General features: G+C 64.2%; 20 protein-coding genes. 3 read left to right on the forward strand and 17 right to left on the reverse strand.

Going from position 1 to position 21,578, the window contains the following annotated elements; all coding sequences use genetic code 11:
* Nucleotides 1-46: 46 nt before the first annotated feature.
* From recQ to BE0216_RS04585, 8 genes are all read right to left on the reverse strand, one after another.
* Nucleotides 47-2,017 carry a DNA helicase RecQ gene (gene recQ / locus BE0216_RS04550; RefSeq protein WP_094636931.1) on the reverse strand — a complete coding sequence of 657 codons (1,971 nt, stop codon included), beginning with the start codon at nt 2,015-2,017 and terminating at the stop codon, nt 47-49.
* 36 nt (nt 2,018-2,053) lie between these two features.
* Nucleotides 2,054-2,617, reverse strand: coding sequence for a 6-phospho-3-hexuloisomerase (gene hxlB, locus BE0216_RS04555; RefSeq protein WP_094636730.1), 564 nt, complete (start codon nt 2,615-2,617; stop codon nt 2,054-2,056).
* Nucleotides 2,614-3,225 carry an orotidine 5'-phosphate decarboxylase / HUMPS family protein gene (locus BE0216_RS04560; RefSeq protein ID WP_094636729.1) on the reverse strand — a complete coding sequence of 204 codons (612 nt, stop codon included), beginning with the start codon at nt 3,223-3,225 and terminating at the stop codon, nt 2,614-2,616. Before BE0216_RS04560 ends, hxlB begins: the two co-directional genes overlap by 4 nt.
* Nucleotides 3,222-4,190, reverse strand: coding sequence for a sugar kinase (locus BE0216_RS04565; RefSeq protein WP_094636930.1), 969 nt, complete (start codon nt 4,188-4,190; stop codon nt 3,222-3,224). The genes BE0216_RS04560 and BE0216_RS04565 overlap by 4 nt, the downstream gene beginning before the upstream one ends.
* Nucleotides 4,191-4,313: 123 nt before the next feature.
* Nucleotides 4,314-5,057, reverse strand: a complete 744-nt coding sequence (locus tag BE0216_RS04570) for a sugar phosphate isomerase/epimerase family protein (protein ID WP_094636728.1) — start codon at nt 5,055-5,057, stop codon at nt 4,314-4,316.
* A 108-nt stretch (nt 5,058-5,165) separates the two neighbouring features.
* The gene (locus BE0216_RS04575) at nt 5,166-6,491 is read right to left on the reverse strand and encodes a gluconate:proton symporter (RefSeq protein ID WP_094636727.1); all 1,326 of its coding nucleotides are present in this window, start codon (nt 6,489-6,491) and stop codon (nt 5,166-5,168) included.
* A 388-nt stretch (nt 6,492-6,879) separates the two neighbouring features.
* A complete protein-coding gene (locus BE0216_RS04580) occupies nt 6,880-8,040 on the reverse strand; it encodes a LacI family DNA-binding transcriptional regulator (protein ID WP_226805701.1) in 1,161 nt (386 codons plus the stop codon).
* On the reverse strand, nt 8,037-8,708 hold the full coding sequence (locus BE0216_RS04585) for a TetR/AcrR family transcriptional regulator C-terminal domain-containing protein (RefSeq protein WP_094636725.1): 672 nt from the start codon (nt 8,706-8,708) through the stop codon (nt 8,037-8,039). The genes BE0216_RS04580 and BE0216_RS04585 overlap by 4 nt, the downstream gene beginning before the upstream one ends.
* A 187-nt stretch (nt 8,709-8,895) precedes the next feature.
* Between BE0216_RS04585 and BE0216_RS04590 the strand changes: the two genes are divergently transcribed.
* From BE0216_RS04590 to BE0216_RS04600, 3 genes are read left to right on the forward strand one after another with little or no spacing between them, the layout of a single operon-like run.
* Nucleotides 8,896-9,837 (forward strand): ABC transporter ATP-binding protein, encoded by a 942-nt coding sequence (locus BE0216_RS04590; RefSeq protein WP_072726619.1) that lies wholly within the window; start codon nt 8,896-8,898, stop codon nt 9,835-9,837.
* Nucleotides 9,821-10,822 (forward strand): ABC transporter ATP-binding protein, encoded by a 1,002-nt coding sequence (locus BE0216_RS04595; RefSeq protein WP_094636724.1) that lies wholly within the window; start codon nt 9,821-9,823, stop codon nt 10,820-10,822. Before BE0216_RS04590 ends, BE0216_RS04595 begins: the two co-directional genes overlap by 17 nt.
* 39 nt (nt 10,823-10,861) lie before the next feature.
* Nucleotides 10,862-12,421, forward strand: a complete 1,560-nt coding sequence (locus tag BE0216_RS04600; RefSeq protein ID WP_094636723.1) for an ABC transporter permease subunit — start codon at nt 10,862-10,864, stop codon at nt 12,419-12,421.
* Between the two features lie 218 nt (nt 12,422-12,639).
* On the opposite strand, the gene BE0216_RS04605 is transcribed toward BE0216_RS04600, so the two are convergent.
* The 9 genes from BE0216_RS04605 to BE0216_RS04645 all read right to left on the reverse strand — a co-directional run bounded on the left by BE0216_RS04605 (nt 12,640) and on the right by BE0216_RS04645 (nt 21,523).
* Nucleotides 12,640-13,824 (reverse strand): cystathionine gamma-synthase, encoded by a 1,185-nt coding sequence (locus tag BE0216_RS04605; protein ID WP_094636722.1) that lies wholly within the window; start codon nt 13,822-13,824, stop codon nt 12,640-12,642.
* A gap of 83 nt (nt 13,825-13,907) precedes the next feature.
* On the reverse strand, nt 13,908-14,924 hold the full coding sequence (locus tag BE0216_RS04610; RefSeq protein WP_094636721.1) for a pyridoxal-phosphate dependent enzyme: 1,017 nt from the start codon (nt 14,922-14,924) through the stop codon (nt 13,908-13,910).
* A 404-nt stretch (nt 14,925-15,328) separates the two neighbouring features.
* The gene (locus tag BE0216_RS04615) at nt 15,329-16,243 is read right to left on the reverse strand and encodes a hypothetical protein (RefSeq protein ID WP_143249288.1); all 915 of its coding nucleotides are present in this window, start codon (nt 16,241-16,243) and stop codon (nt 15,329-15,331) included.
* Between the two features lies 1 nt (nt 16,244).
* Entirely contained in the window at nt 16,245-17,147 is a 903-nt protein-coding gene (locus BE0216_RS04620; RefSeq protein ID WP_094636719.1) for an ATP-binding cassette domain-containing protein, read from the reverse strand.
* 13 nt (nt 17,148-17,160) lie between these two features.
* On the reverse strand, nt 17,161-17,532 hold the full coding sequence (locus BE0216_RS04625; protein ID WP_094636929.1) for a GntR family transcriptional regulator: 372 nt from the start codon (nt 17,530-17,532) through the stop codon (nt 17,161-17,163).
* 362 nt (nt 17,533-17,894) lie between these two features.
* On the reverse strand, nt 17,895-18,770 hold the full coding sequence (locus BE0216_RS04630; RefSeq protein WP_404801823.1) for an ABC transporter ATP-binding protein: 876 nt from the start codon (nt 18,768-18,770) through the stop codon (nt 17,895-17,897).
* The gene (locus tag BE0216_RS04635) at nt 18,767-19,591 is read right to left on the reverse strand and encodes an ATP-binding cassette domain-containing protein (protein WP_094636717.1); all 825 of its coding nucleotides are present in this window, start codon (nt 19,589-19,591) and stop codon (nt 18,767-18,769) included. Before BE0216_RS04635 ends, BE0216_RS04630 begins: the two co-directional genes overlap by 4 nt.
* Complete coding sequence (locus BE0216_RS04640; RefSeq protein WP_404801808.1) at nt 19,581-20,444, reverse strand: ABC transporter permease; 864 nt, start codon at nt 20,442-20,444, stop codon at nt 19,581-19,583. The genes BE0216_RS04635 and BE0216_RS04640 overlap by 11 nt, the downstream gene beginning before the upstream one ends.
* A 104-nt stretch (nt 20,445-20,548) precedes the next feature.
* Nucleotides 20,549-21,523, reverse strand: a complete 975-nt coding sequence (locus tag BE0216_RS04645; protein ID WP_094636715.1) for an ABC transporter permease — start codon at nt 21,521-21,523, stop codon at nt 20,549-20,551.
* Nucleotides 21,524-21,578: the final 55 nt, after the last annotated feature.

Consider the following 21,578-nt stretch of genomic DNA (forward strand, 5'->3'; position numbering starts at 1 on the left):
GTTCACAATGCGCCGCGATGGACCGTGACGCCGCGCCCATCCGGCATCACGGCCGCGACGCCCCGGAGCCCTTCGAATTGTTCGACTCGGCTTGGAACGCGGCCACGGCCTCCATGAAACGCTTGCCGTATTGGTTGAGTTTGTTCTCGCCCACGCCGTTCACCGCAAGGAACTGCGCGTTGGTGAGTGGGCGGATGGCGGCCATATCGCGCAGGGTCTTGTCGGAGAACACGATATAGGGCGGTTTGCCGATCTCCTGCGCGATTTCGCGGCGCAGCGCGCGCAAACGTTCGAACAGCGCCTCATCCTCATCGCTGGGCATGACGGTACCCGCCGAACCACGAACCGCAGCGCTCCCGGCCCCCGCTCCCCTGCCGGAAGACGTTCCGCCGGTGGCCGCGGACGGCCGCTCCACCCGCTTGATCTCATAGTGGAAATCAGGGGCGATGGTCTCGCCCGCCCGCGCGCCGAACTTCACGATCGGCATGCGTCCCTCCGCGATGAACAGGAAGCCGTCGGTGGCCATCTGGCTGAGCACATCGCGGATGCGCGCCTCGTTCACATCCTTAAGCATGCCGAAGGTGGGCATGGCCTCGGGATTGAGCCATGCGAGATCCTGCGCTTTGGAGCCGCGCAGGATTTTGACGATTTTGCCGGAGCCGACCCGCTGGTCCACATCATGCACGCATTGGCTGATCGCCCGCGCGATGGCCGTCACGTCGATGGTCTCGAAGGTTTTTCCGCAATTCGAACAGGCGGCGCATTGGGAGCCGTCATCCCCCGCCTGTCCGAAATACCGCGTCATATACCGGTGCAGACAGTCGGTGGTGCGGCAGTAGCCGATCATGCCATCGAGCAGACGACGTTTGGCCACGCGTACGATCTCCTGCTCCTCAGGGCTGAGCCGCTCGTTCTCGTAGTCGCTGTCGAGCAGACGACGGCGTGTGACGATATCGGATTCGTTCCACAGCAGCGTGCACCGGCTGGGCTCGCCGTCGCGTCCAGCGCGGCCCGCCTCCTGATAATAGGCCTCGATGCTTTCGGGCATATTGTGGTGGATCACGTAGCGCACATTCGACTTGTCGATGCCCATGCCGAAGGCGTTGGTGGCCACGACCACGGGCACGCGGTCGGCGACGAAGTCGATCTGCGCCCGATTGCGCTCGTCGGCCAGCATGCCGCCGTGGTAGGCCACGGCGATAAGGCCCGCGGCCGTGTGCGCGCCTTTGGCCGCCCGCAGCTGCGGCACGCTTTGGTTGAGCGTGGCGGCGAGCGTCTCGGTGTCCTTGCGGGTGGCGCAGTAGATGATGCCGGATTCCTCCGCATGCTCGGCCACATAGTTCGACACCCATGCGGCCTTGTGTTTGGATTCCATGTTGAGTACGTCGAAATACAGATTCGGCCGGTCGAAGCCGGTCACGGTCACCGCCGGATTCCTCAATCCCAGCAGGCCCACGACGTCGCGGCGCACGCGTTCGGTGGCGGTGGCGGTGAACGCGCCGACGACCGGACGCGCGGGCAGCGCGGCGATGAACTCGCCGATGCCCAGATAGGACGAACGGAAATCCTGTCCCCATTGCGAAACGCAATGCGCCTCGTCGACGGCGATCAACGAAATGGGCACCCGCACGGCGAAATCACGGAATCGTGTGGTCTCCAAACGTTCCGGTGCCACATACAGCAGTTTGATCTGGCCGGCGGCGGCCTGCGCGAGCACCATGCCCTGTTCGTCGGGACTCTGCGTGCCGTTGACGAAGGCCGCGGGGATACCGGCGTCGTTCAGGCCGTCGACTTGGTCGCGCATCAGCGAGATCAACGGCGAGATCACGATGGTGATGCCGGGCATCAGCATCGCGGGAATCTGATAACACACGGATTTGCCGGCACCGGTGGGCATCACGCCCAATACGTCCCGGCCGGCGAGCAGCGTATCCACGATGCCCGCCTGTCCCGGGCGGAACGAATCGTATCCGAAATAGCGTTTCAGCGCGCCAAGCGCCGCCGTGTTGTCAGTCATACCCGACAAGTCTAATGCGGCGTCGGGCCGACCACGCTACTCCACGTTGGCGTGCTGGGCTTCGGCGTCGGCGTCGGAGACGTTGTCACGGCGCGACAGCATCAGGCACAGCGCGTCGAGCGCGATATGCACGCTCTGGTCGAACAGGGAGCTCAGCAGCTGGATGGAGCCGCCGGCCTCGCCCTTGACGCGGCCGGGCACCACGATGACCGCGTCGGCGACCTCACCCAGCGGCGAGGCGGGCTTGGAGGTGACCGCGATGACCTTCACACCCAGCTTCTTCGCGGCTTCGGCGTCCTCGACCGTACGGCGGGTGGTGCCGGAGCCGGAGATGGCTAGTAACACGTCGCCCTCATGCATGGAGGGGCAGATGGTTTCGCCCATCATGTAGCTGGTGTAGCCGATATGCATCAGACGCATGGCGAAGCTACGCGCCTGGAAGCCGGAACGGCCCTCGCCGGCGGCGTAGACGCGGCTGTTCCTGGTGATGACGTCGGTCGCGGCTTTGAGGTCGCCTTCGTCCATTTTGGCGACGACTCCCTGGATCTCCTCGACGATCTGGTCGAGGATGCGCGGCTCGTTGGCGTTGGTGTTGGTCATTGCATTTCCTCCTTGCATGCGCGGCATGCTGCTTGAATGTCGTCGGCTTTGGTGATGGCCGACCCCATGATGACGATGTCAAGGCCTTCCGCGGCGAGCGCGGAAAGTTGGTTCTGTTTGATGCCTCCGGCGATGGCGATGCGCGCGATCTGCGGGAAGCGCTGTTTGAACGCCCGCACCTGGGCGACGGGATCCTTGGTGGCGCCGGAGTCGACCGAGGTGTGCAGGCAGTAGACGGCGTCGGGGAACACGGCGATCTTCTCGATGCGCGCCTCGTCGCATTCGAGCAGGTCGATCATCATCACGCCGTCATGTTCGGCCGCGGAGGCGGCGCATGCCTCGAGCGTGCCCATCGACGACGAGCCCATAACGGTCAGATACTTGAAGCCGCATGCGAACCCAAGGTCGAATTCGTATTTGCCTTCGTCGCAGGTTTTGATGTCGCCCAGCAATGTGGCCTTGCGGGTGAGCGGCTCGAGGGCGCGCACGCCGAACTCCTTGGTGAGCGAGGTGCCGATCTCGATGATGTCGGCCTCGCCGGCGATCCGCTCGACGAGTTCCCGCGCGCGTTCCAGATCCACGCGGTCGATGGCGACTTGCAGTTTCACAGCGAGACCTCCTTACGGGCGGTGGTGGCGATGAATTCCTTCAGCGCCTCGGCGGTGGGCAGGCCTTCGGAGTCGGAGACGCTGGTGACCTGGATGGCGCCGACGGCGTTGGCGCGTTCCAACAGACGTTCGTCGTCCAAGCCTTCGAGCAGCGCGGTGATCACGCCGGAGGCGAAGCCGTCGCCGGCGCCGACCGTGTCGACCACCTCGACCTCGAAGCTCGGCACCACGGTTTCGACGCGCTTGCCGTCCCCGTCGCGTTCGAAGGACGCCGATCCGTTGTCGCCCAGCTTGATGATAACCTTCTTCACTCCCATGTCGAGGTAGAAGTCGGCGATGTCACGCGGATCGTCGAGGCCGGCGAACATCTGGCCCTCGGACAGGCCCGGCATGAACACGTCGCATTTGGCGGCAAGGCGGTTGGTCGCCTCGATCATGGCCTCCTGGCTGGGCCACAGGGTGGGACGCGGGTTCGGGTCGAAGGTGACCAGCACGCCGTGCGCGCGGGCCGCGTCGACGAGGGCGGCCACCGTGTCGTAGGTCTTGGGGGTCAGGGCGGAGAAGATGCCGGTGACATGCAGGATCTTGAGTCCTGCGAAGTCGATGCCGTCCACGATGTCGGGGGTGGTCTGCGAGGCCGCGGATCCGGCGCGGAAGTAGATCACCTTGGTGTCGGTCTCCGAGGGCAGTTTGAGCTGGAAGCCGGTGGCGGCGCCGGAGACGCGGCGGATGTTCGTGGTGTCGATGCCGGATTCGTTCATGTAGTCGATGATCAGGTCGCCCTGCCAGTCGTCGCCCAACTGGGTGACGTAGCTGATCGAATGGCCTTGGCGGTTCACGCCGATGGCCACGTTGAATTCCGCGCCGGCCATCTGGCGGGGCAGGGTGCGGGCCTCCATATAGGTTTCGTCGGAATCTGCGATGAGGTTCACCATCGGTTCGCCGATTGTCATTACTTCGCTCATGATCATGCTGCTTTCTTGAGTCGCGGTGGGTGGGGTGGGTTGTGGGAGGGGAAAGAAGGAAGGGGCTCATCGGCCGGCCTGAGGGGCTGTGCGGAGGCCGGCCAAGTGGAAGAAAGAGGGACGTCAGGCGACGGCGGAGCGCAGTGTGGCCACCTGCTCGCCGACGTGGTCGGCTTCGATGGGGAATTCGAGGAACACCGGCACTTCGGGGTCGAGCTGCGGAAGCATCGCACGCCAGTCGATGACGCCGTCCTCCAGCATGGTGGTGCTCAACTCCTCGCGGCTGGCCGCGCCGTTCACGTTCTTCAGATGGAACACGGTGATCTTCTCGCGCAGCTTGGCGAAGGCCTCGTCGGCGTTCTCGCCACGCCAGAACCAGTTGCCCAAGTCGAAGGTGTAGCCGATTCGCCCGCCGACTTCGGCGATGTGGGCGAGCGACGCCTCGGTGCAGGCGAAGGTGCCGTTTTGCGGGGTCTGATCGTTCTCGATGGTCAGGGTCACGCCATGCGCGGCGGCTTCGGCGTCGAGGCCGGCGATCACGGAGGCATCCACGTCTTTGACGTCGCCTTGGTTGAATTTCACGTTCTTGACGCCCATGCGCTTCGCCTCGTCGAGGAAGCCGGTGAAGTTCGGGTGGGCGGCGCCGTCGATGGTGATGGATTCCGGCACGGAGTAGAACAGGTCGAGGCCGTGCTTCTTCGCGGCGGCGGCGATGGCGTCGAATTCGCCGTCCTCGGTGATGTATTCGCGGCGGACTTCGGCGAGCGTGACGCCGTGGGCGGCGATGACGGGCAGGATGGCGGACTGCGGGGTGCCGTCGTTCAGTTCGCTCATGTAGACGAGGGTGTTGATGCCGATGGTGGTCATGGTGGGCTCCTTGGTTTGTGTGCGGGTGTGTGGGGTGTGGGGTGTGGTGGGAAGGCGGGGCCGGCGGGCGGGCGGCGGAGGATGTCGGCCGCCCGCCGGGTCGGCGGATCAGAACAGCAGCAGGCCGGCGAGTCCCATGATCGGGAAGGTGCACAGCCAGTAGACCGGCACGCCGTTCTTGAGGAAGGTCTTCGGTTCGAGCTCGTTGTAGTTGACGGCCCACATGTTCCAGGACTGGGTGACGCAGGCGGAGATGCAGGTCATCGAGGGGACCACGAGCATCGCGAAGAGGAACCAGGCGTTGAAGATGCCCATGCCCATGAGGATGCCGATCACCGCGGAGCCCGCGCCGTAGAGTTCCAGAGGACCGCGGAACAGGGCCAGCGGGGCGAGGATGCACACGGCGAGCGCGAGGATGAACTCGTTGTTGGGCACGATGGAGGTCAGGGCCGGGCCGAAGTCGGCCATGACGGTGACGGCGGTCTGCTGGAAGAAGCGCAGCACGAGAAGCATGATGATCAGGCTGCCGATGTCGCCGATGGCGGTTTTGGCGGTGGAGTTGAGGATGTTCACGAAGCCCTTGTAGGTCTTCATATGGCCGGTGCCGAGGAAGGCGATGATGGAGGCGAGGAACAGCGCGGGCACGGAATCCCACTGGAAGAGGATGCTCAGCGCGACGGGCACGACGGGCAGCACGTAGGTCCACACCGGAACGTCGGGGATGTCGGTGGGGCGGTCGGCGGGGTCGCCCACCTCGTACGGGGTGCCGTTCTTGATGGCCTTGGCGTTGAGCAGGATGAAGATGATGACGGCGGTCATCTGCACGATCATGGCGGGGATGCCGAAGCTCAGGTAGTGGTTGCCCCACTCGATGACCTGGCCGTCCGGGGATTCGTAGCCCTGGTAGAAGGCGGCGAACTGCACGAACATCACGTTGTTGATCCACATGGCCGCGCCGATGGAGAGGGTGAACACGGGCACGGAGACGCGCTTGGGGACGCCGAGGCGGCCGAGGATCGGGAAGAGGATCACGCCGATGGCGATGGCGGAGCCGACGCCGTAGGCGCTGGTGAAGATCAGGCAGGTGACGAGGGCCACGGCGATGGTGGCGAGCAGCGGGCTCTTCTCGCCGACCTTGGCGGTGCGGTAGGAGATGGAGGCGGCGATGCCCGTGTCCACGAGCACGCGGCCGAACCAGGCGCCGCAGATGATCTGGATGATGGTCGGGCCGTAGGTCAGGGCGGGTTGGGCGAAGGTCTCCTCGATCACGTCGAAGGGTTCGCCCACGCCGAACGGCACGCCCAGGAAGTAGATCAGCGTCCAGACGATGGTCAGGATGAAGAATCCGACGGTGAGGTTGCCGCCGCGCATCGCGTAGATCACGAAGCAGGCGAAGGAAGCAATGAGCAGGATGCCCATGATCCACATAATCATGTTCTCGCTCCTCCTTGAGCAGGTGGTGACTCTATTTTCCAGTGCCGACCGGTCGGCTTGTGTTGACCGTTCGTGTTGACCGATTTAGTTTATCGGTTTCGTAAACCGATAAACAAAGGATACATCGAAGCGGAAAATATGGAATTCACGGCGTGTCGCCAACAACGGCAACAGAAGAAATCATTCGCCTCTCACCACCCCAAACGGAAACGAAACCATTCCTCCGTCATTCTGAGCGGAGCCCGAAGGGCGGAGTCGAAGAATCTCCCGACCCATTGGCCACACCACGAATGGGATCCTTGCGCCTAGCTACGCTCCGCTCAGGATGACGAAGAAAAGAAAACCCGCCTGGGCTAGAGAAAGAGTCCGCCGCGACGCAGGCGAAGGCCTACAGCCTGGTGGAGGCGTGGATATGAAGTTGCGCGGGCACTTCACATAGGAGATGGCCGTCGTTCCGCGCGGCCACGACGACGCCGTCCACGGCGATCGCTTCGGCGACGGAAGCCTCGTCATCGCCGCCGTCATAGGTTCGCGCCAGCAACGCCTTGGCAACGGTCCGACCCATCAGCACCGGCTGCTGGTCGAGACAGGTGATGCCCTCGCCGCTGTAACGGGCCCATCGCTCGTCGGCGAAGGCGCACACACCGACATGCCCCCGCTCGCCATCGAGCTCGGACATCGCCTCCATCACATCGCGCATGCTCTCCTCGTTGTTGGCGAACAGGCAGACGCGCCCGACCCCGCGCTCCCCCACCACGGCGGCCAGACGCGCGCGCAGGTCGTCGACCCCGCCGTCGTACACCAGCACCTCGCCGCTCAGCGCACCTTCGTCCAGCGAGACATCACCCGACGTGCCATCGCCCAGCACACCATCCGCAGACGCACCACCACCCGACGTGCCACGCCCGGCCAGATAGCGCTCCACCGCCTCGCGACGGATGGAACGGGTGCTGACGCCCCGGTCGGAACGGGTCACGAACACCACATGGGAGAAGCCCTGCGCGGCCACATGGTCGAGCATCTCGACCGTGGCCTCATGGTTGTTGGTCGCCACGCAATCGCATACCAGCGGCCGCACGAAACGGTCGAGCATCACCATCGGCTTGGGTTCGCCGCCGGTGCAGTAGGCCGTGAGGTACGCGTCGTTGCCACCCACCGTGTTCACGATCAGCCCGTCCACCTGCGCGTCGAGCAGCGCCTCGATATTCGCGCGTTCAATCGCCGGGTCGTTGTTCGAATCGCTGACCAGCAGCTGGATGTCGCGCGCGCGCAGCTCCTGCTGGATGCCCTTGAGCATCTGCGAGCTGAACGGATTGCCGATGTCGGCGATCGTCACGCCCACCATATTGCTCACGGTGGATTTCAGCCCCTGCGCCATCCGGTTCGGCCGATAGCCAAGCTCCTTGATGGCCGCCTCGATCCTGGCTTTCGTCTCGTCGGACATATACCCGTACTCGCCATGCAGATAGCGCGAGATCGTGGTTTTCGACACTCCGACCGCGGCCGCCACATCCCCCATGCTCGGCTTGCGTCCAGAGTCTCGTTTCATTGCGTCGCTCCCCCTGCCTGCGATGTCGGTTCGTCGGTGTGTTCAATGTGTTCGATTCCCATGATAGACGCGTCGCCGTCGCCATCCGGTTTCATCGTGGTGACGAAGCGATGCACCTTCATCAGCGCGCCGGCCACCTGATGGGCGGAGATGGGCCGGTTGTTCTGCACCCACCACACGATCAGCCCCGCCGCAGAAGACGCGATGAGCTGCGCCATGAACTCCGTCTCCAATGGGGACGCCTGCAATTGGTCGGTGGCCGGCATCTCGCGCATCAGCGTCATGATCATCGGTTTGAGCCGCCTTTGCAGCAGGTCGCCGCCGCCGTTCGACAGCAGCAGCGCGTAGGTGTCGAAACGCCGGTCCAGATGGGCGAACAGCCGCTCCAGCGTCTGCGACTGCCGCAATTCGTCGATCGGCACGTCGGGCCGGCCCATCTCCTCGGCCAGCTCCTCGAACAGCCCGTCCACGTAGGCGTTCATCCAATCGTATTTGTCCACGTAATGCAGGTAGAAGGTGGCGCGGTTGATGTCCGCGCGTTCGGCCACTTCGCCCACCGTGATGCGCTCGAACCCCTTCTGCCGCATCAACGAGAGGAACGCCTCGTCGATCGCCTTGCGCGTGCGCCGCGCCCTGCGGTCGCGGGTTTCGCTTTTCGCCACGGTCATACTCGCTCCTTCGTCGGTTTCTCGACAGTTTTCTTGCTATGTCGTTTAGTCCACAACTGACGCATGTTGCGTATTGCAGTCCTCATGCCTTCATTTGTACTCTCGTTCATCGACAAGTGTTGATTATCAATCTTACGTCGATTATCAATCAATCGTCGTCAACTAGACAAAAGGAGGCAAGCGTTTCGTGGACATCATCGAAGTGAGTCATCTCACCAAGGACTACGGGTTCAACCGTGGCGTGTTCGACGTCTCGTTCGCCGTCGAACAGGGCGAGGTGTTCGGATTCCTCGGCCCCAACGGCGCGGGCAAAACCACCACCATCCGGCATATCATGGGCTTCTCGAAACCGCAGGAGGGCACCATCCGGGTGCAGGGACGAGACAGCTGGCGCGAGGCGGCGACCATCAAACGTTCGCTCGGCTATCTGCCGGGCGAGCTGGAGTTCCCCTCGGGCATGACCGGCACGCAGTTCATCGACTATATGGCCGAGTTGCGCCATGTGCCCGACCGCGCGCGCACCGACGAGCTCATCGAACGCTTCCGGGTGAACCCGAACGGCGAGATCGCACGCATGAGCCTGGGCCAGAAGCGCAAGCTCGCCATCGTCGCGGCCTTTATGCACGACCCGGACGTGCTGGTGCTCGACGAGCCCACCAGCGGACTCGACCCGATCATGCAGGAGCGGTTCATCGAATTCGTGGCCGACGAGAAGCGCCGGGGCAAAACCATCCTGCTCTCCAGCCACATCTTCTCCGAGGTCGACGCCACCTGCGACCGCATCGCCATCATCAAGGACGGCCATCTGGTCTCCACCGTGGTGGCCGACGAGCTGCGGCACAACGACGAGAAGGTGTTCGAGGCGGAGTTCACCACCGACGAGGAATACGAGCGCTTCCTCGCCGAGACGACCCTCACCGTCGATTCCGCGCGCCCCGAACGCCGGCAGGTGCGCGTGCGCTTCACCGATGACCGCGATCGCGAGTTCTTCGCCCAGATGGGCCGCCGCCAACTCGTGTTCCTCACCGAGGTCAAATTCACACTGGAGGACTATTTCATGGCGTTCTACGACCGTAAGAAATCCGTCGAGGAAGGAAAGGAGGGCATGGCTCATGGCCTCGTGCATTGAGATCCGAAACCTCACCCACGACTACGGCGCGGGCCGCGGCGTCTTCGACGTGTCGCTGGACGTGCAAGACGGCGAATGCTTCGGCTTCGCCGGCATCAACGGCGCGGGCAAAACCACCACCATCCGCCATCTCATGGGCTTTTTGAAGCCCGACTCCGGCACGACGGCCATCCGCGGACGCGACTGCTGGCGCGACGCATGCGAGATCAAACGGTCGGTCGGCTACGTTCCCGGCGAGATCGCCTTCCCCGCCGTGGGCACCGGCAACGACTTCCTCGATCTGCAGATGGAGCGCGCCCGCACGCACGACCGTGCCTACCGCGACTACGTGTGTGACGCCCTGCAGCTCGACCCCACGGCCGGACTCAAGGCGATGAGCAAAGGCATGAAGCAGAAAACCGCGCTGGCCGCCGCGTTCATGGCCAAGCCGGATATCCTCATCATGGACGAGCCCACCACCGGACTCGACCCGCTGATGCGCGACCGCTTCCTCGAACTGCTCGACGAGCGGCTCAAGGCGGGCTGCACGGTGTTCATGTCCAGCCATATCTTCGGCGAGATGGAACGCAGCTGCGACCGCGTGGCGCTGATCAAGGACGGCCATATCGCCGACGTGAAGGACGTCAACGAAATCCGCCACAACCACCACAAGGAGTTCCGCGTCGAATTCGCCACGCGCGAGGAATACGAAAGGGCCCGCGCCCTTGGATTCGAGCTGGCCGAGGATCGCCCCGAACGGCTGCAGATCACCTTCGGCGTCGACGACGGCGACATCGCCCTGCTGCTGAATGCGCTGATGGAGTTCGACGTGCTCTGGTTCAAGGAGATCAAGCATTCGCTGGAGGAATACGTCCTCACCGTGTTCGAGGCCGAGGAGGCCAGCAAGACCGACGACACCGACATGACCGGCACGACCGGCACGACCGGCACGACCGGCACGACTGATACGGCCGACATGACCGGCACGACCGACACGCTCCGGTAACCCATCTTCCACCCATAGTTCAAGGAGACCAATCCCATCATGATCAACAAGTCGATCCTCAAACAATGCCTGAAAAGCAACGGCAAGATGTGGGCGGTATTCACCGCCGCGGCCGTGGCGTTCCTGGCGCTGATCATCTGCACCTTCGACCCGACCGCGTTCTCGGCCATCGCCAGCGCCGCCGAGGGCACCGCGCTGTCCGGCGTGACCGAGAACCTCGGATCGCTGCTCGGCACGCTGGAGACGTACTATTCGATGGTCGCCGTGCTGCTCGGCCTCGTGTTCGTCTACCTCACCTCCAACAGCCTGGTCGTGGAGGAGGTGGACTCCGGCTCGATGGCCTACACGCTGTCCACGCCGATCCGCCGCAGCAGCGTGGTCATCACCAAAATGACGTATCTCATCGTCTCGCTCGCGCTGATGATGGGCGTGATCGCCGGTTCGGGTTACGCCATCACGGAGCTGCGTTGGGGCGCCGTGTCCGACACCGCAATCACTGACGACGTGTCCGTGGCCGCCAAATCCATGAACAAGGATGCGGATTACGTGCGCACGCATCTGTACGTCATCAAGGACGACGCCGAGGCGCTGTCGGTGGGTGCCGACGCGCGCGACCTGGACGAGGACTCCTATCTGGCGTACCTCGATATGAAGATGGACGACAACGCCTATAAGGCCGCCGCCAAGGAGCTCACCAAGAACCGCTTCGACCAGTACGAGGACGTGACCGGCGACGACCGCCCGGACAACGACGAGATCGAGATCACCAAGGAGGAACTGGAGGCCGATCCCTCGCTGATGCTCGATGACGACGACGCGTTGAAGGCGGGCGCGGAGCCGAAGGGCATGACGCTGATCGAATACCGCGACTACATCCAGCAGATCGTCGACGAGCAGAACGCGTCCGAAGGCGAGACGGCCGACGCCGAAGCCACGGCCGGCAGCACCGCCGAAGCCGATTCCTCCACGTCCGATGATGGGACCGTCGCCGCGACCGACGCCGAAGCCGCGGCCCTCGCCGACGCGACGACGCTCACCCTGACCGACCCGTCCGACATCATGCAGGTGGCGATGATGGCCTCCGCGGAGGCGCTCGACACCGACACCGCCACCCTCAGCGACAATCTGATCCTGATGAAGGAGCAGAAGGCCCTGGATGCGGCCAGCGCCGCGACCGGCGTGCCCGCCGAACAGCTCACCGAACTCGTCAACCAGTCGATGGCCAGCGCCGCCTTGTCCGAGGACAACGGCATCAGCTTCGACAACGAGGCCTACGCCTGGCTGAACTTCGGTTGTTTCCTGCTGTTGCTGGCGATCTCGGCCATCGGCTTCTTCGCCAGCTGCGTGTTCAACCGTTCGAAGACGGCGATGGCGTTGGGCGGCGGCCTGCCGTTCGCCTTCTTCCTGATCGAGGTGATCACGCAGATGGGTGAGTCGCTGGAGAACCTCAAGTACTTCACGATCAACACCCTGTTCGATACGGAGAAAATCGTGGCGATGGACAACTTCGCTCCGGGACTGTGCGCGCTGGCTGGCATCGCCGTGACGCTGTACGCCGCCGGCTGCGCGATCTTCTGCAAGAAGGATCTGCCGCTGTGATGCCACAGTGATGTCACAGTGATGTCACAGTGATACCGCTGTGATTCCACTGACCCTTACCGTGATTCCGTCACCGCGCTCCCCCACGCACAGCGGAATCACAGTGCCTCACGAGGGCACGGCCGCGCCGCCCCGACCGGCGACCGCGAAGCCACCCTCCGCAACCGCATATGCCGCCCGCCGATTCCCTGTCGGCGGGCGGCATTCATATGCGCGCCTCACAACACGCGCAACGCCTGCTCCAGATCGGCGATGAGGTCGTCGACGCCTTCGATGCCGACGGACAGGCGCACCAGATTCTCCGGCACCTCGAGCGTGGTGCCGGACACCGAGGCGTGGGTCATGGCGCCCGGATGCTCGATCAGGCTTTCCACGCCTCCCAATGATTCGGCCAGCGTGAAGATCCCTGTGGCTTCGGCGAAGCGTTTCGCCGACTCAAGTCCGCCTTTGACCTGCACGGAAATCATGCCGCCGAATCCGCCGTGCATCTGACGTGCGGCGACCTCATGCCCCGGATGCGATTCCAAGCCTGGATACCAGACGCGTTCGATCTCAGGCCGTCCCTCCAGCCATCGCGCGATCGTCAACGCGTTCTCGCTATGCCGCCGCACGCGCAGGTCGAGGGTTTTGAGTCCGCGGATGTCGAGCCAGGAGTCGAAGGGCGAGGGCACCGCGCCGGCGGCGTTCTGCAGGAAGGCGATCCTATCGCGCGTCTCCTCGTCGTTGAGCGCCACCGCGCCGCCGACCACGTCGGAGTGGCCGCCGATGTATTTGGTGGTCGAATACACCACCACGTCGGCGCCGTCCTCAAGCGGATGCTGCAGGGCGGGCGAGGCGAAGGTGTTGTCGACCGCGACCTTGACGCCATACTCGTGCGCGACGGCGGAGACCGCGGCGATGTCGGTGATATTGAGCAGAGGATTGCTCGGCGTCTCCACCCACAGGTAGCGGTACTCCTTGACCTCCATCGCGGCGGTCACCGCGGCCGTGTCGGTCACGTCCACCACGTCGAGGCCGATCCCCCACGGCACGAACACTTTGGCGAGCAGACGGTAGGTGCCTCCGTACACGTCGTTGCCGAGCAGGATGTTGTCGCCGGGGCGCAATGTGGAGCGCAGCAACACGTCGATGGCGGCCAGTCCGGACGAGAAGCTCAACGCGTAGCGCGCGCCCTCCACGGCGGCGAGCTGCGCGTCGAAGGAGTCGCGGGTCGGATTCACGGAACGGCTGTAGTCGTATCCGTTGCGCGGCGCGCCGACCCCATCCTGCTTGTAGGTGGAGGTCATATAGATCGGCGTCACCACGGCACCGGTGGCCGGATCGGGCTCCTGACCGGCGTGAATGGCGCGCGTGGCGGTGGCGAAGGCGGCGGAATCGGCGAAGTCGAAGGTTGCGGTGGTCATGGTTCGGGTTTCCTTTCGAAGATGTATCAGTTGCTGGTTGCTGTCGGGTCGACTGGTATGGCGGGCGGATGGTCGTCCGGAATTCACAGGTACCGTTCGGCGAGCGAGGGGCGGGCGGTGCGTTCCACCACGTCGGCGAAGCCGTTGGCGCGCATCCATTCGTCGTTGAAGATCTTATCGAGGTAGCTGCGGCCGGAGTCGGGCGCGAGCACCACGACGGTCTGGCTCTCGTCGAGGTCGTTGTCGCGTGCGTACTTGATGGCGGCGGCCACGGCCATGCCGGACGATCCGCCGACCAGCAGTCCCTCCTCGGCGGCGAGACGCCGGGTCGTCTCGAAGGCCTCGGCGTCGCCGATCTGCACGATGCTGTCGGTGATGGTGCGGTCGAAGGCCTTGGGGTAGAAATCCTCGCCCACGCCTTCGATTTTGTACTGGTGCACATCGTCGGGGTTGGAGTAGATGGAGCCTTCCGGATCGGCGCCGATCACCTTCACCGCGCCGTCCGACGCCTCCTTGAGGTAGCGGCCGGTGCCGGAGATGGTGCCGCCGGTGCCGATGCCGGCCACGAAATGCGTGATCCTGCCTTCGCTGGCCTGCCAGATCTCCGGACCGGTGGTGGCGTAGTGGCTGGCGGGACCGTTGGGATTGTCGTACTGGTTGGGTTTGAACGCGCCGGGGATGGCGGCGGCGAGACGGTCGGAAACGCGGTAGTAGGAGCGCGGATCATCCGGTTCCACGTCGGTGGGGGCCACGACGACCTCGGCCCCGTAGGCGCGCAGCACGGCGCGTTTGGATTCGCTGACTTTGTCCTGCACGACGAAGATCGCGCGGTAGCCGCGCTGCTGGGCCACCATGGCCAGCCCCACGCCGGTGTTGCCCGAGGTGGGTTCGACGATCACGCCGCCGGGCTTGAGTTGCCCGGAGCGTTCGGCCGCGTCGATGATGCGTTCGGCGATGCGGTCCTTCGAGGATCCGCCCGGGTTCATGTATTCGAGTTTGACGGCGATGGTGGCTTTGACGCCGGCCGCTTGGGGCAGGTGGCGAAGCTTGACGAGCGGGGTATTGCCGATCAGGTCGGCGGTGGAGTCGGCGATGGTCATGGCTGGGGGTTCCTTCTGCTGGGCTGACTGTTCGGGATGGTGACTGGTGTTCCGGTGTGTGACCGACGTCTCCAGGTGAACAGTGCTCGGCAGTTGAACCGTTGAGAAGAACCGTTGCGGTATCCGCGTTCGCGTTCGCGCATATGCCACGAACTCACGCGTATTCGTTGATGATGTTCCTCGCGAAGCAATGCGTCGAATTTTCCGAGAAGAGAGGGAAAACGAGGACCGCGGCCTGATCGCCGCGAAGAAGGTTCTATCTCAAGTTATGCGTCGTCAACCGCTCGCCTAGGGGCGTCGGTCAGCGACAACAACATGAGAAGAACTGCATGGTTCATGACCATAGCACAAGAGGCGGCGTCGGCGCGCCGCCCCTTTCCGCATAATGGACATGCCGGACCGTCTCAGACGACCGCGCCTTTCGGAACCGGCATGACCTCACGCCGTTTGGTGAGCATCCACGTGACCCATACGACCAGTGCAGCGAACACCACGGACAGGCCCAACGGAATCCATACGACCGGCTTGTCCACATACACCGAGGCGTCGCCGTCCGGCGACAGTCCGACGCCGCCTTTGAGAGCGTCCCACAGCCACTGCGGCCGACCCGACGGAATGAGGGATTCCCGGAATCCCCCTGCGACCGCGACGATCGCGGACACGACCACCGCGAACCACACGATGCCGTGGGATTTGGCCTTCGCCAATACGACGCCGGCCAGCTGTCCCGCCATCGCGACGCCCAGCATCAGAACGAACACCGCGAGGAACACGAACAGCATGCCGAGCGGCAGCACACGAGGCACATATTCGTCAGGCAGACCGGTCGGCGGAATCGCGCCCGCGACCATCTCCTCACCGGAGACACCTTGAAATCCACCATCCGAAGTCGGGGATTCCACGATGGCCAGCGAATACGTGTAGAGGAACCGCTCGGAACCCAAAGTCAACCGCAAGGGCGTGCGCAACGCGCGCGTGACCGCCCACGGCACATAGACCACGACCGTGGCGCACAACGCCGACGCGGCGTTCACAACGCTTTGCTCCCAAACGATCGTCCGTCGGGACACGCCATGGCAGAGCAGCGGGTCGACGCCCAACACCGCCCATGCCGCGGACGCCAGGAGCAAGGCGATCCGGACTTGCGTCTCCAACACGTCGGTACTCCAGGTTTCGTCCCAAGACAGCCGATGCCACCATGCGACCGCGTCGAAGGCGACCACCGCCAGCAGGCCCGCGGCGAACACCAGCGCGAACAGGCCATGTTTGCGCAAGGTCGCGCGCCATTGACGACTGAACATCCGAGTTTTACGCACCATATCAGACCTCGATTCCATCACGACGGCTCCATTCAGCGGACGCCTGGGCATAGGAGGAGGTGAGGCGGACGCAATACTCCTGCAATCCGAGCGGACGTGCCGTAACCCCCTCCGGCAGGTCGGCGGCGTCCACCTCACCCCTGACCGTCAGTTCGACCATCGCCCCCAGAGAATGCCGTTGCATCACCGGCATCCACCTGCCGGCCGCGTACTCCTCCACCACATCGGCGGGGCCGGTGAGTTCGGCGGCGCGCCTCGCCACACGGTCCACGGCGAAATCGTCGAACACTTGACCTTCTTCAAGAATGATCGCATGTTCGATGACATGCGCGATCTCGTCGATGATATGCGTGGAGATGACGATGGTGCGCGGACGTTCGGCGTACGCCTCCAGCAGGAACCGGTAGAACAGCTCGCGGTTGACCGCGTCGAGGCCGAGCACCGGCTCGTCGAGCAGCAGCACGTCGACGGGCACGCACAGCGCGGCGATCAGACGCGCGATCATGCGCGACCCAAGCGAAAGGCTACCGTATTTCGCGACGGGGTCGATGTCGAACGCGGCGAGCATGCGCGCGGCCAGAGCCCAGTCGAACCCACCGTAGAACCGCTCCTCGTCACGGAAGAAGCCGTTGAGCGAATGGGCCATGAGGAACGGCAACGTCTCATTGACCAGATAGATGCGCTCCTGCGCACGCTCGTTGTCCAGCGCGTTGGCGCCATCCAGGGTGATGCTGCCGCCGCTGGGCACGATCCGGTTGGCGATGGCGGCCATCAGCGTGGATTTGCCCGCGCCGTTGCGGCCGAACAGCCCGTAGATCACGCCGTCGTTGAGCACCAGGCTCACGCGGTCGAGCGCCGGCACGCCGTCGAATGTTTTGCTCAGATTGGTGATGACGAGGCTCATGCTGCGCCCTCTTTCATGATTGACGGTATCCCTTCTCGATCAGTTCGGACAGCTCACCCGGCCCGATGCCGAGCCGCTTGGCCTCGGCCACCAGCTGGGTGACGCGTTTCGTAAGGAACTCCTCACGCATGGCCGTCCGGGCTTTTTCCCTGGCTCCGGTGGCGACGAACATTCCCAATCCCCGCCGTTTCTCCAACAATCCTTGGTCGACCAACAGGTTCATGCCTTTGAGAACGGTGGCCGGATTGATGCGATAGGCGGCGGAGATCTCGGTGGTGCTGGGCACCTGTTCGCCCTCCCGGTAGGTTCCGGCGACGATGGCCTCGTTAAGCTGGTTCGCCACCTGTTTGAACAGCGGTTCGCCGCTGGTGTCGTCGAATCGCACGACCACCTCCCCGGCAAGTTCTTTGGTTAATTACTTATGTAGCTAACCATATAACTCAAATACGCGGCTGTCAACGTACCAATACGCGCACAAGCGCAAAGGACTTGGGAACATCAACCAAATCAAGGGACAACACGCATACGCAGCGGACGGCTCACATCGTATCTGCGTTACCGGTAGTGGATAATCGGTGTTGCAAACATCGATCTGCGTTACCGGTAGTGTGCAAACGCGGCGAACCTCACTATGTTTGGCGTCATTTCAAGGCCCATAGGCGAGATAACGGCGAACTGGCACTACCGGTAACGCAGATCGATGTTTGCAATGCCGCAGAAACACTACCGGTAACGCAGATACCCTTATCACCAACGCATCGAGGCTGCGTCAATCAGCTGGCGCGTGTACGCGTTCCGCGAATCGGCAAGCATGGCGTCGGTTTCGCCGACCTCTTCGACACGACCGTCATGCAGCACGACGATGCGGTCGGCCAGATGCTGCACCACACCCAGATCATGAGACACCACAATCAGCGCGGTGCCGGGCCTGGCCTGACGGATCGCGCGGAATGCCTCGAGAATCTGGACGCGGGCCGCCACGTCGATGGCGCTCATCGGCTCGTCCGCGAGGATCACACGAGGCTCGTTGACGATGGCGCGGGCGATGGCGACGCGCTGCGCCTGCCCGCCGGAGAGATTCGCCGGATGCCGCCGCGCGAACACCGCCGGATCAAGCCCCACGGTGTGCAACGCCTGATCCACCCGTTCCAACACCGCCTCGCGGGGCATGTCCTTATGCCGCAGCATCACCGGTTCGGCCACCGAACGCCATACGCTCCAATGCGGGTCGAGCGAGCCAAACGGATCCTGGAACACCAATCCGGACTCCCGCCGCAACGCTTGGAATCCTGGCAATTTGCGCATAGCCGACAACGACGACGGCTTGACGCGTGCTGCACCGGAATCCACATTCGCACCCACGACCGTGGCATCGGCCACCGATTGGGAGGCATTGACCGCAAGCCCGTCATAGCGCACCACGCCCGCGTCCGCGGTCTCCAGGCCGAGCAGAATACGCGTCAATGTGGATTTGCCGGACCCCGACCCTCCGATGATGGCGAGGCACTCCCCCTCGCGCACGTCGATATCCACGTCGAACAGCACCTGTTCGCGCGCGTCACCGCGACCGAAGGATTTGCTCAATCCCCGCCCTTGCAGTATCGCCTTGCTCCCGTCCATCAGGCCTCCCCACTCGCCGCCGCGGGCTGGCCCAGCCGCGGATTCCCGGATAATGTGAGCCGTCGCGCCGCGTCGACCAGCCGCCGCGCCTCGTCGGTGTGCGGCGAGGCCAACAGGTCGGCGGTCGCGCCGGATTCCGCGACGCGCCCCTCGTCGAGCACATAGCAGCGTGTGGTGGCGCGCGCCAACACCGAGAAATCATGGGTGATGAACAGCATGGACGCACCCGCGTCGTCGACCAACGACACCAGCAGGTCGACGATCTGACGCTGGGTGATGGAGTCCAGCGCGGTGGTCGGCTCGTCGGCGATGATCAGACGCGGCGAGGTGACCAGCGCGGTGGCGAGCCCCACGCGCTGCTGCTGGCCGCCGGAGAGCTCGTGGGGGAATTTGCGCGCCGAATCGGCGTCGAGCCCGACTTTGGCGAGCATCGCCATCGCACGGTCCCGGCGTTCGGCGCGGCTCAGGTCGTAATGCAACGCGAGCGGCAGCTCCACCTGCTGCGCGACGGTCATCACCGGATTAAGGGAGGCGGCCGGATTCTGGAACACCGTACCCACATAACGTCCACGCAGGTCCGCGAGCGCGCGCTCGTCGGCGAACCGATCCCCCTCGCATACGACCGCATCCCCCATCCGGATCAGGCCGGACGCCTGCGCGCGCGGCGGCAGCAGCCCCAGCATCGCCTTGGAGATCATCGATTTGCCCGACCCCGACGATCCGACCAGGCCGACCCGTTCGCCGTCGCCGATGCGCAGATCCACGTCGCGCACGATCGGCGCGCCCTGGATGGCGATATTCAAACCGCGAATCTCAACGCCCATATTCCGCCTCCTCCTGCGCGGCCGTGACGTACCGCTCCTCCAACGCGTCGCGCAGCGCGTCGCCGAACACGTTCAAGGCGATGACCACCACCGTGACGATCAGGCCCGGCCACAGCACGGTCAGCGGATACACATTGATGAATTTGACCGACGTGGCCAGCGAATGCCCCCAGCTCGGCACGCCCGAGGGCACGCCTATGCCGAGGTAGGTCAGCCCGCTTTCGGCCAGCACCGCCGTGCCCGCGGACAGCGACAACTGCACCAGCAGCACGGGGAGGATATTGGGAACGATATGGGTCGTGAGCACGCGTATACCGGAGGCGCCGTTGGCCAGCGCGGACTCTACATAGCTCGACCGCGCGGCCAGCAACGCCGCGGGCCGCACCACGCGCGCGAGGTTCAGACCATATCCGAATCCGCAGGCCACCACGATCACCGTAATGGACGCGCCCAGCGGCACGGCCAGAATCAGCGCGATCAGCACGGTGGGAATGGAGATGAGCGCGTCGACCACCACCACGGAGGTGTTGGCGAGCGCGGAATTGCGCGACACCATTAGCGTGACCATCAGCAGTCCGAATACGCCCGAGAACGCGACGGTGAGGATGACGATGAGCAGATTCGTGCGCGAGCCGGCCATCAGCCAGCTGAACACGTCCGCGCCGGTGCCGTCGGTGCCGAGCCAGTGAGCGGCGGAGGGTTTTGCCCACACGTTGTAGCCGTCGGTCGTCCATAGGGATTGCGGAGTCCAGAACAAGGAGACGAGGGCGACGAGAATCCACAGCGCGAGGACGACCAGTGAGAACCGGCCTTCGGGTTTGCGCCAGACGGCACGCAGAAGGGAGACGGTCACTTCCCCGATCCCGCCCCGCGTCTGGGAGGATGACGGAGACGAACGCTCCGTTTGGGGCGACGAGGGTGACAGGCGCTGCGTTGAGGATGATAAGGAGCTGCGGTTCATTGACTCACCTCCGAAGCGTCGGCGGATTTGAGGCGGGGGTCGAGCAGACGGTGGGCCAAGTCGACGATCAGGCCGACACCCAGGAAGAACGCGGCGAGCAGGAACAGTTCGCTTTGCACGGCGATGAGATCGCGGTTGCCCACGTCGGTGACCAGTCCGCTGCCGATGCCGGGCAGCGCGAACAGGTTCTCGATCACCATCACGCCGGTGATCATGGAGGCGAACGTCAGTCCGACCACCGACACGAGCTGCGGGGTCGCGAGCCGCAGCCCGACGCGCAGCACCGCCTGGGTGCGGGTCATGCCGCAGGCGCGGGCCATATCGACGTAGCCGGATGAGGCCAACGATTCCAAGGTGGAACGCGTGTAGCGCATGATGCTCGCCCCCACGATGACGCCCACCGACAGGGCAGGCAGGATCAGCGACCAGATCGCCTCGCCGGGGGAACCCCACCCCTCCTGGGGGAAGCCCTGCGAGGGGAAGATCCCCAACAGTCCGGAGCCGCGCGAGAACAGCAGGATAAGCAGAAGTCCGCCCCACAGGGCCGGAATCGCGCCGCCGATGACGGCCACGACGCGCAACGCCGAGCGCGTGCGGGGCGAGCGCGCCAGCACGGCCGCGCATCCGAGCGGCAGTCCGATGGCCAACGCCACCAGCAGTCCGAGGATGATCAGCGGAAAGGTGATCGAGGCGCGCGTGCCGACCAACGAGGTGATCGAGCGGCCGGTCAGGATCGACGTGCCGAAGTCGCCGTGCAGCAGCGCTCCCGCCCAGTCGAGATATTGGGCGGCGAGCGGCTTGTTCAGACCGAGCTGCTCACGCAGCGCCTCCACTCGTTCGGGTGAGGAGTTGACGCCCGCCATAATGGAGGCTACATCGCCCGGCAGGATGCGCAGCGCGGCGAACACCAACACGGAGATGCCGAACAGGGCCGCCGCGAACAGCAGCAGACGGCGAAGAACGAACCTCATATCGGCTTCTCCTTACGTGATTACCGTTCTCTTGTCATATCAGGCGAACCATCGC

The sequence above is a fragment of the Bifidobacterium eulemuris genome, from assembly GCF_014898155.1.
Lineage (GTDB): Bacteria > Actinomycetota > Actinomycetes > Actinomycetales > Bifidobacteriaceae > Bifidobacterium > Bifidobacterium eulemuris.

Bases quoted from the DNA above. Each gene is read 5' to 3' on its own strand.
- recQ (WP_094636931.1), bottom strand. From the start codon at position 2,017: ATGACTGACAACACGGCGGCGCTTGGCGCGCTGAAACGCTATTTCGGA.
- hxlB (WP_094636730.1), bottom strand. From the start codon at position 2,617: ATGACCAACACCAACGCCAACGAGCCGCGCATCCTCGACCAGATCGTC.
- BE0216_RS04565 (WP_094636930.1), bottom strand. From the start codon at position 4,190: ATGAGCGAAGTAATGACAATCGGCGAACCGATGGTGAACCTCATCGCA.
- BE0216_RS04570 (WP_094636728.1), bottom strand. From the start codon at position 5,057: ATGACCACCATCGGCATCAACACCCTCGTCTACATGAGCGAACTGAAC.
- BE0216_RS04575 (WP_094636727.1), bottom strand. From the start codon at position 6,491: ATGATTATGTGGATCATGGGCATCCTGCTCATTGCTTCCTTCGCCTGC.
- BE0216_RS04580 (WP_226805701.1), bottom strand. From the start codon at position 8,040: ATGAAACGAGACTCTGGACGCAAGCCGAGCATGGGGGATGTGGCGGCC.
- BE0216_RS04585 (WP_094636725.1), bottom strand. From the start codon at position 8,708: ATGACCGTGGCGAAAAGCGAAACCCGCGACCGCAGGGCGCGGCGCACG.
- BE0216_RS04595 (WP_094636724.1), top strand. From the start codon at position 9,821: ATGGCCTCGTGCATTGAGATCCGAAACCTCACCCACGACTACGGCGCG.
- BE0216_RS04600 (WP_094636723.1), top strand. From the start codon at position 10,862: ATGATCAACAAGTCGATCCTCAAACAATGCCTGAAAAGCAACGGCAAG.
- BE0216_RS04605 (WP_094636722.1), bottom strand. From the start codon at position 13,824: ATGACCACCGCAACCTTCGACTTCGCCGATTCCGCCGCCTTCGCCACC.
- BE0216_RS04610 (WP_094636721.1), bottom strand. From the start codon at position 14,924: ATGACCATCGCCGACTCCACCGCCGACCTGATCGGCAATACCCCGCTC.
- BE0216_RS04615 (WP_143249288.1), bottom strand. From the start codon at position 16,243: ATGGTGCGTAAAACTCGGATGTTCAGTCGTCAATGGCGCGCGACCTTG.
- BE0216_RS04620 (WP_094636719.1), bottom strand. From the start codon at position 17,147: ATGAGCCTCGTCATCACCAATCTGAGCAAAACATTCGACGGCGTGCCG.
- BE0216_RS04635 (WP_094636717.1), bottom strand. From the start codon at position 19,591: ATGGGCGTTGAGATTCGCGGTTTGAATATCGCCATCCAGGGCGCGCCG.
- BE0216_RS04645 (WP_094636715.1), bottom strand. From the start codon at position 21,523: ATGAGGTTCGTTCTTCGCCGTCTGCTGCTGTTCGCGGCGGCCCTGTTC.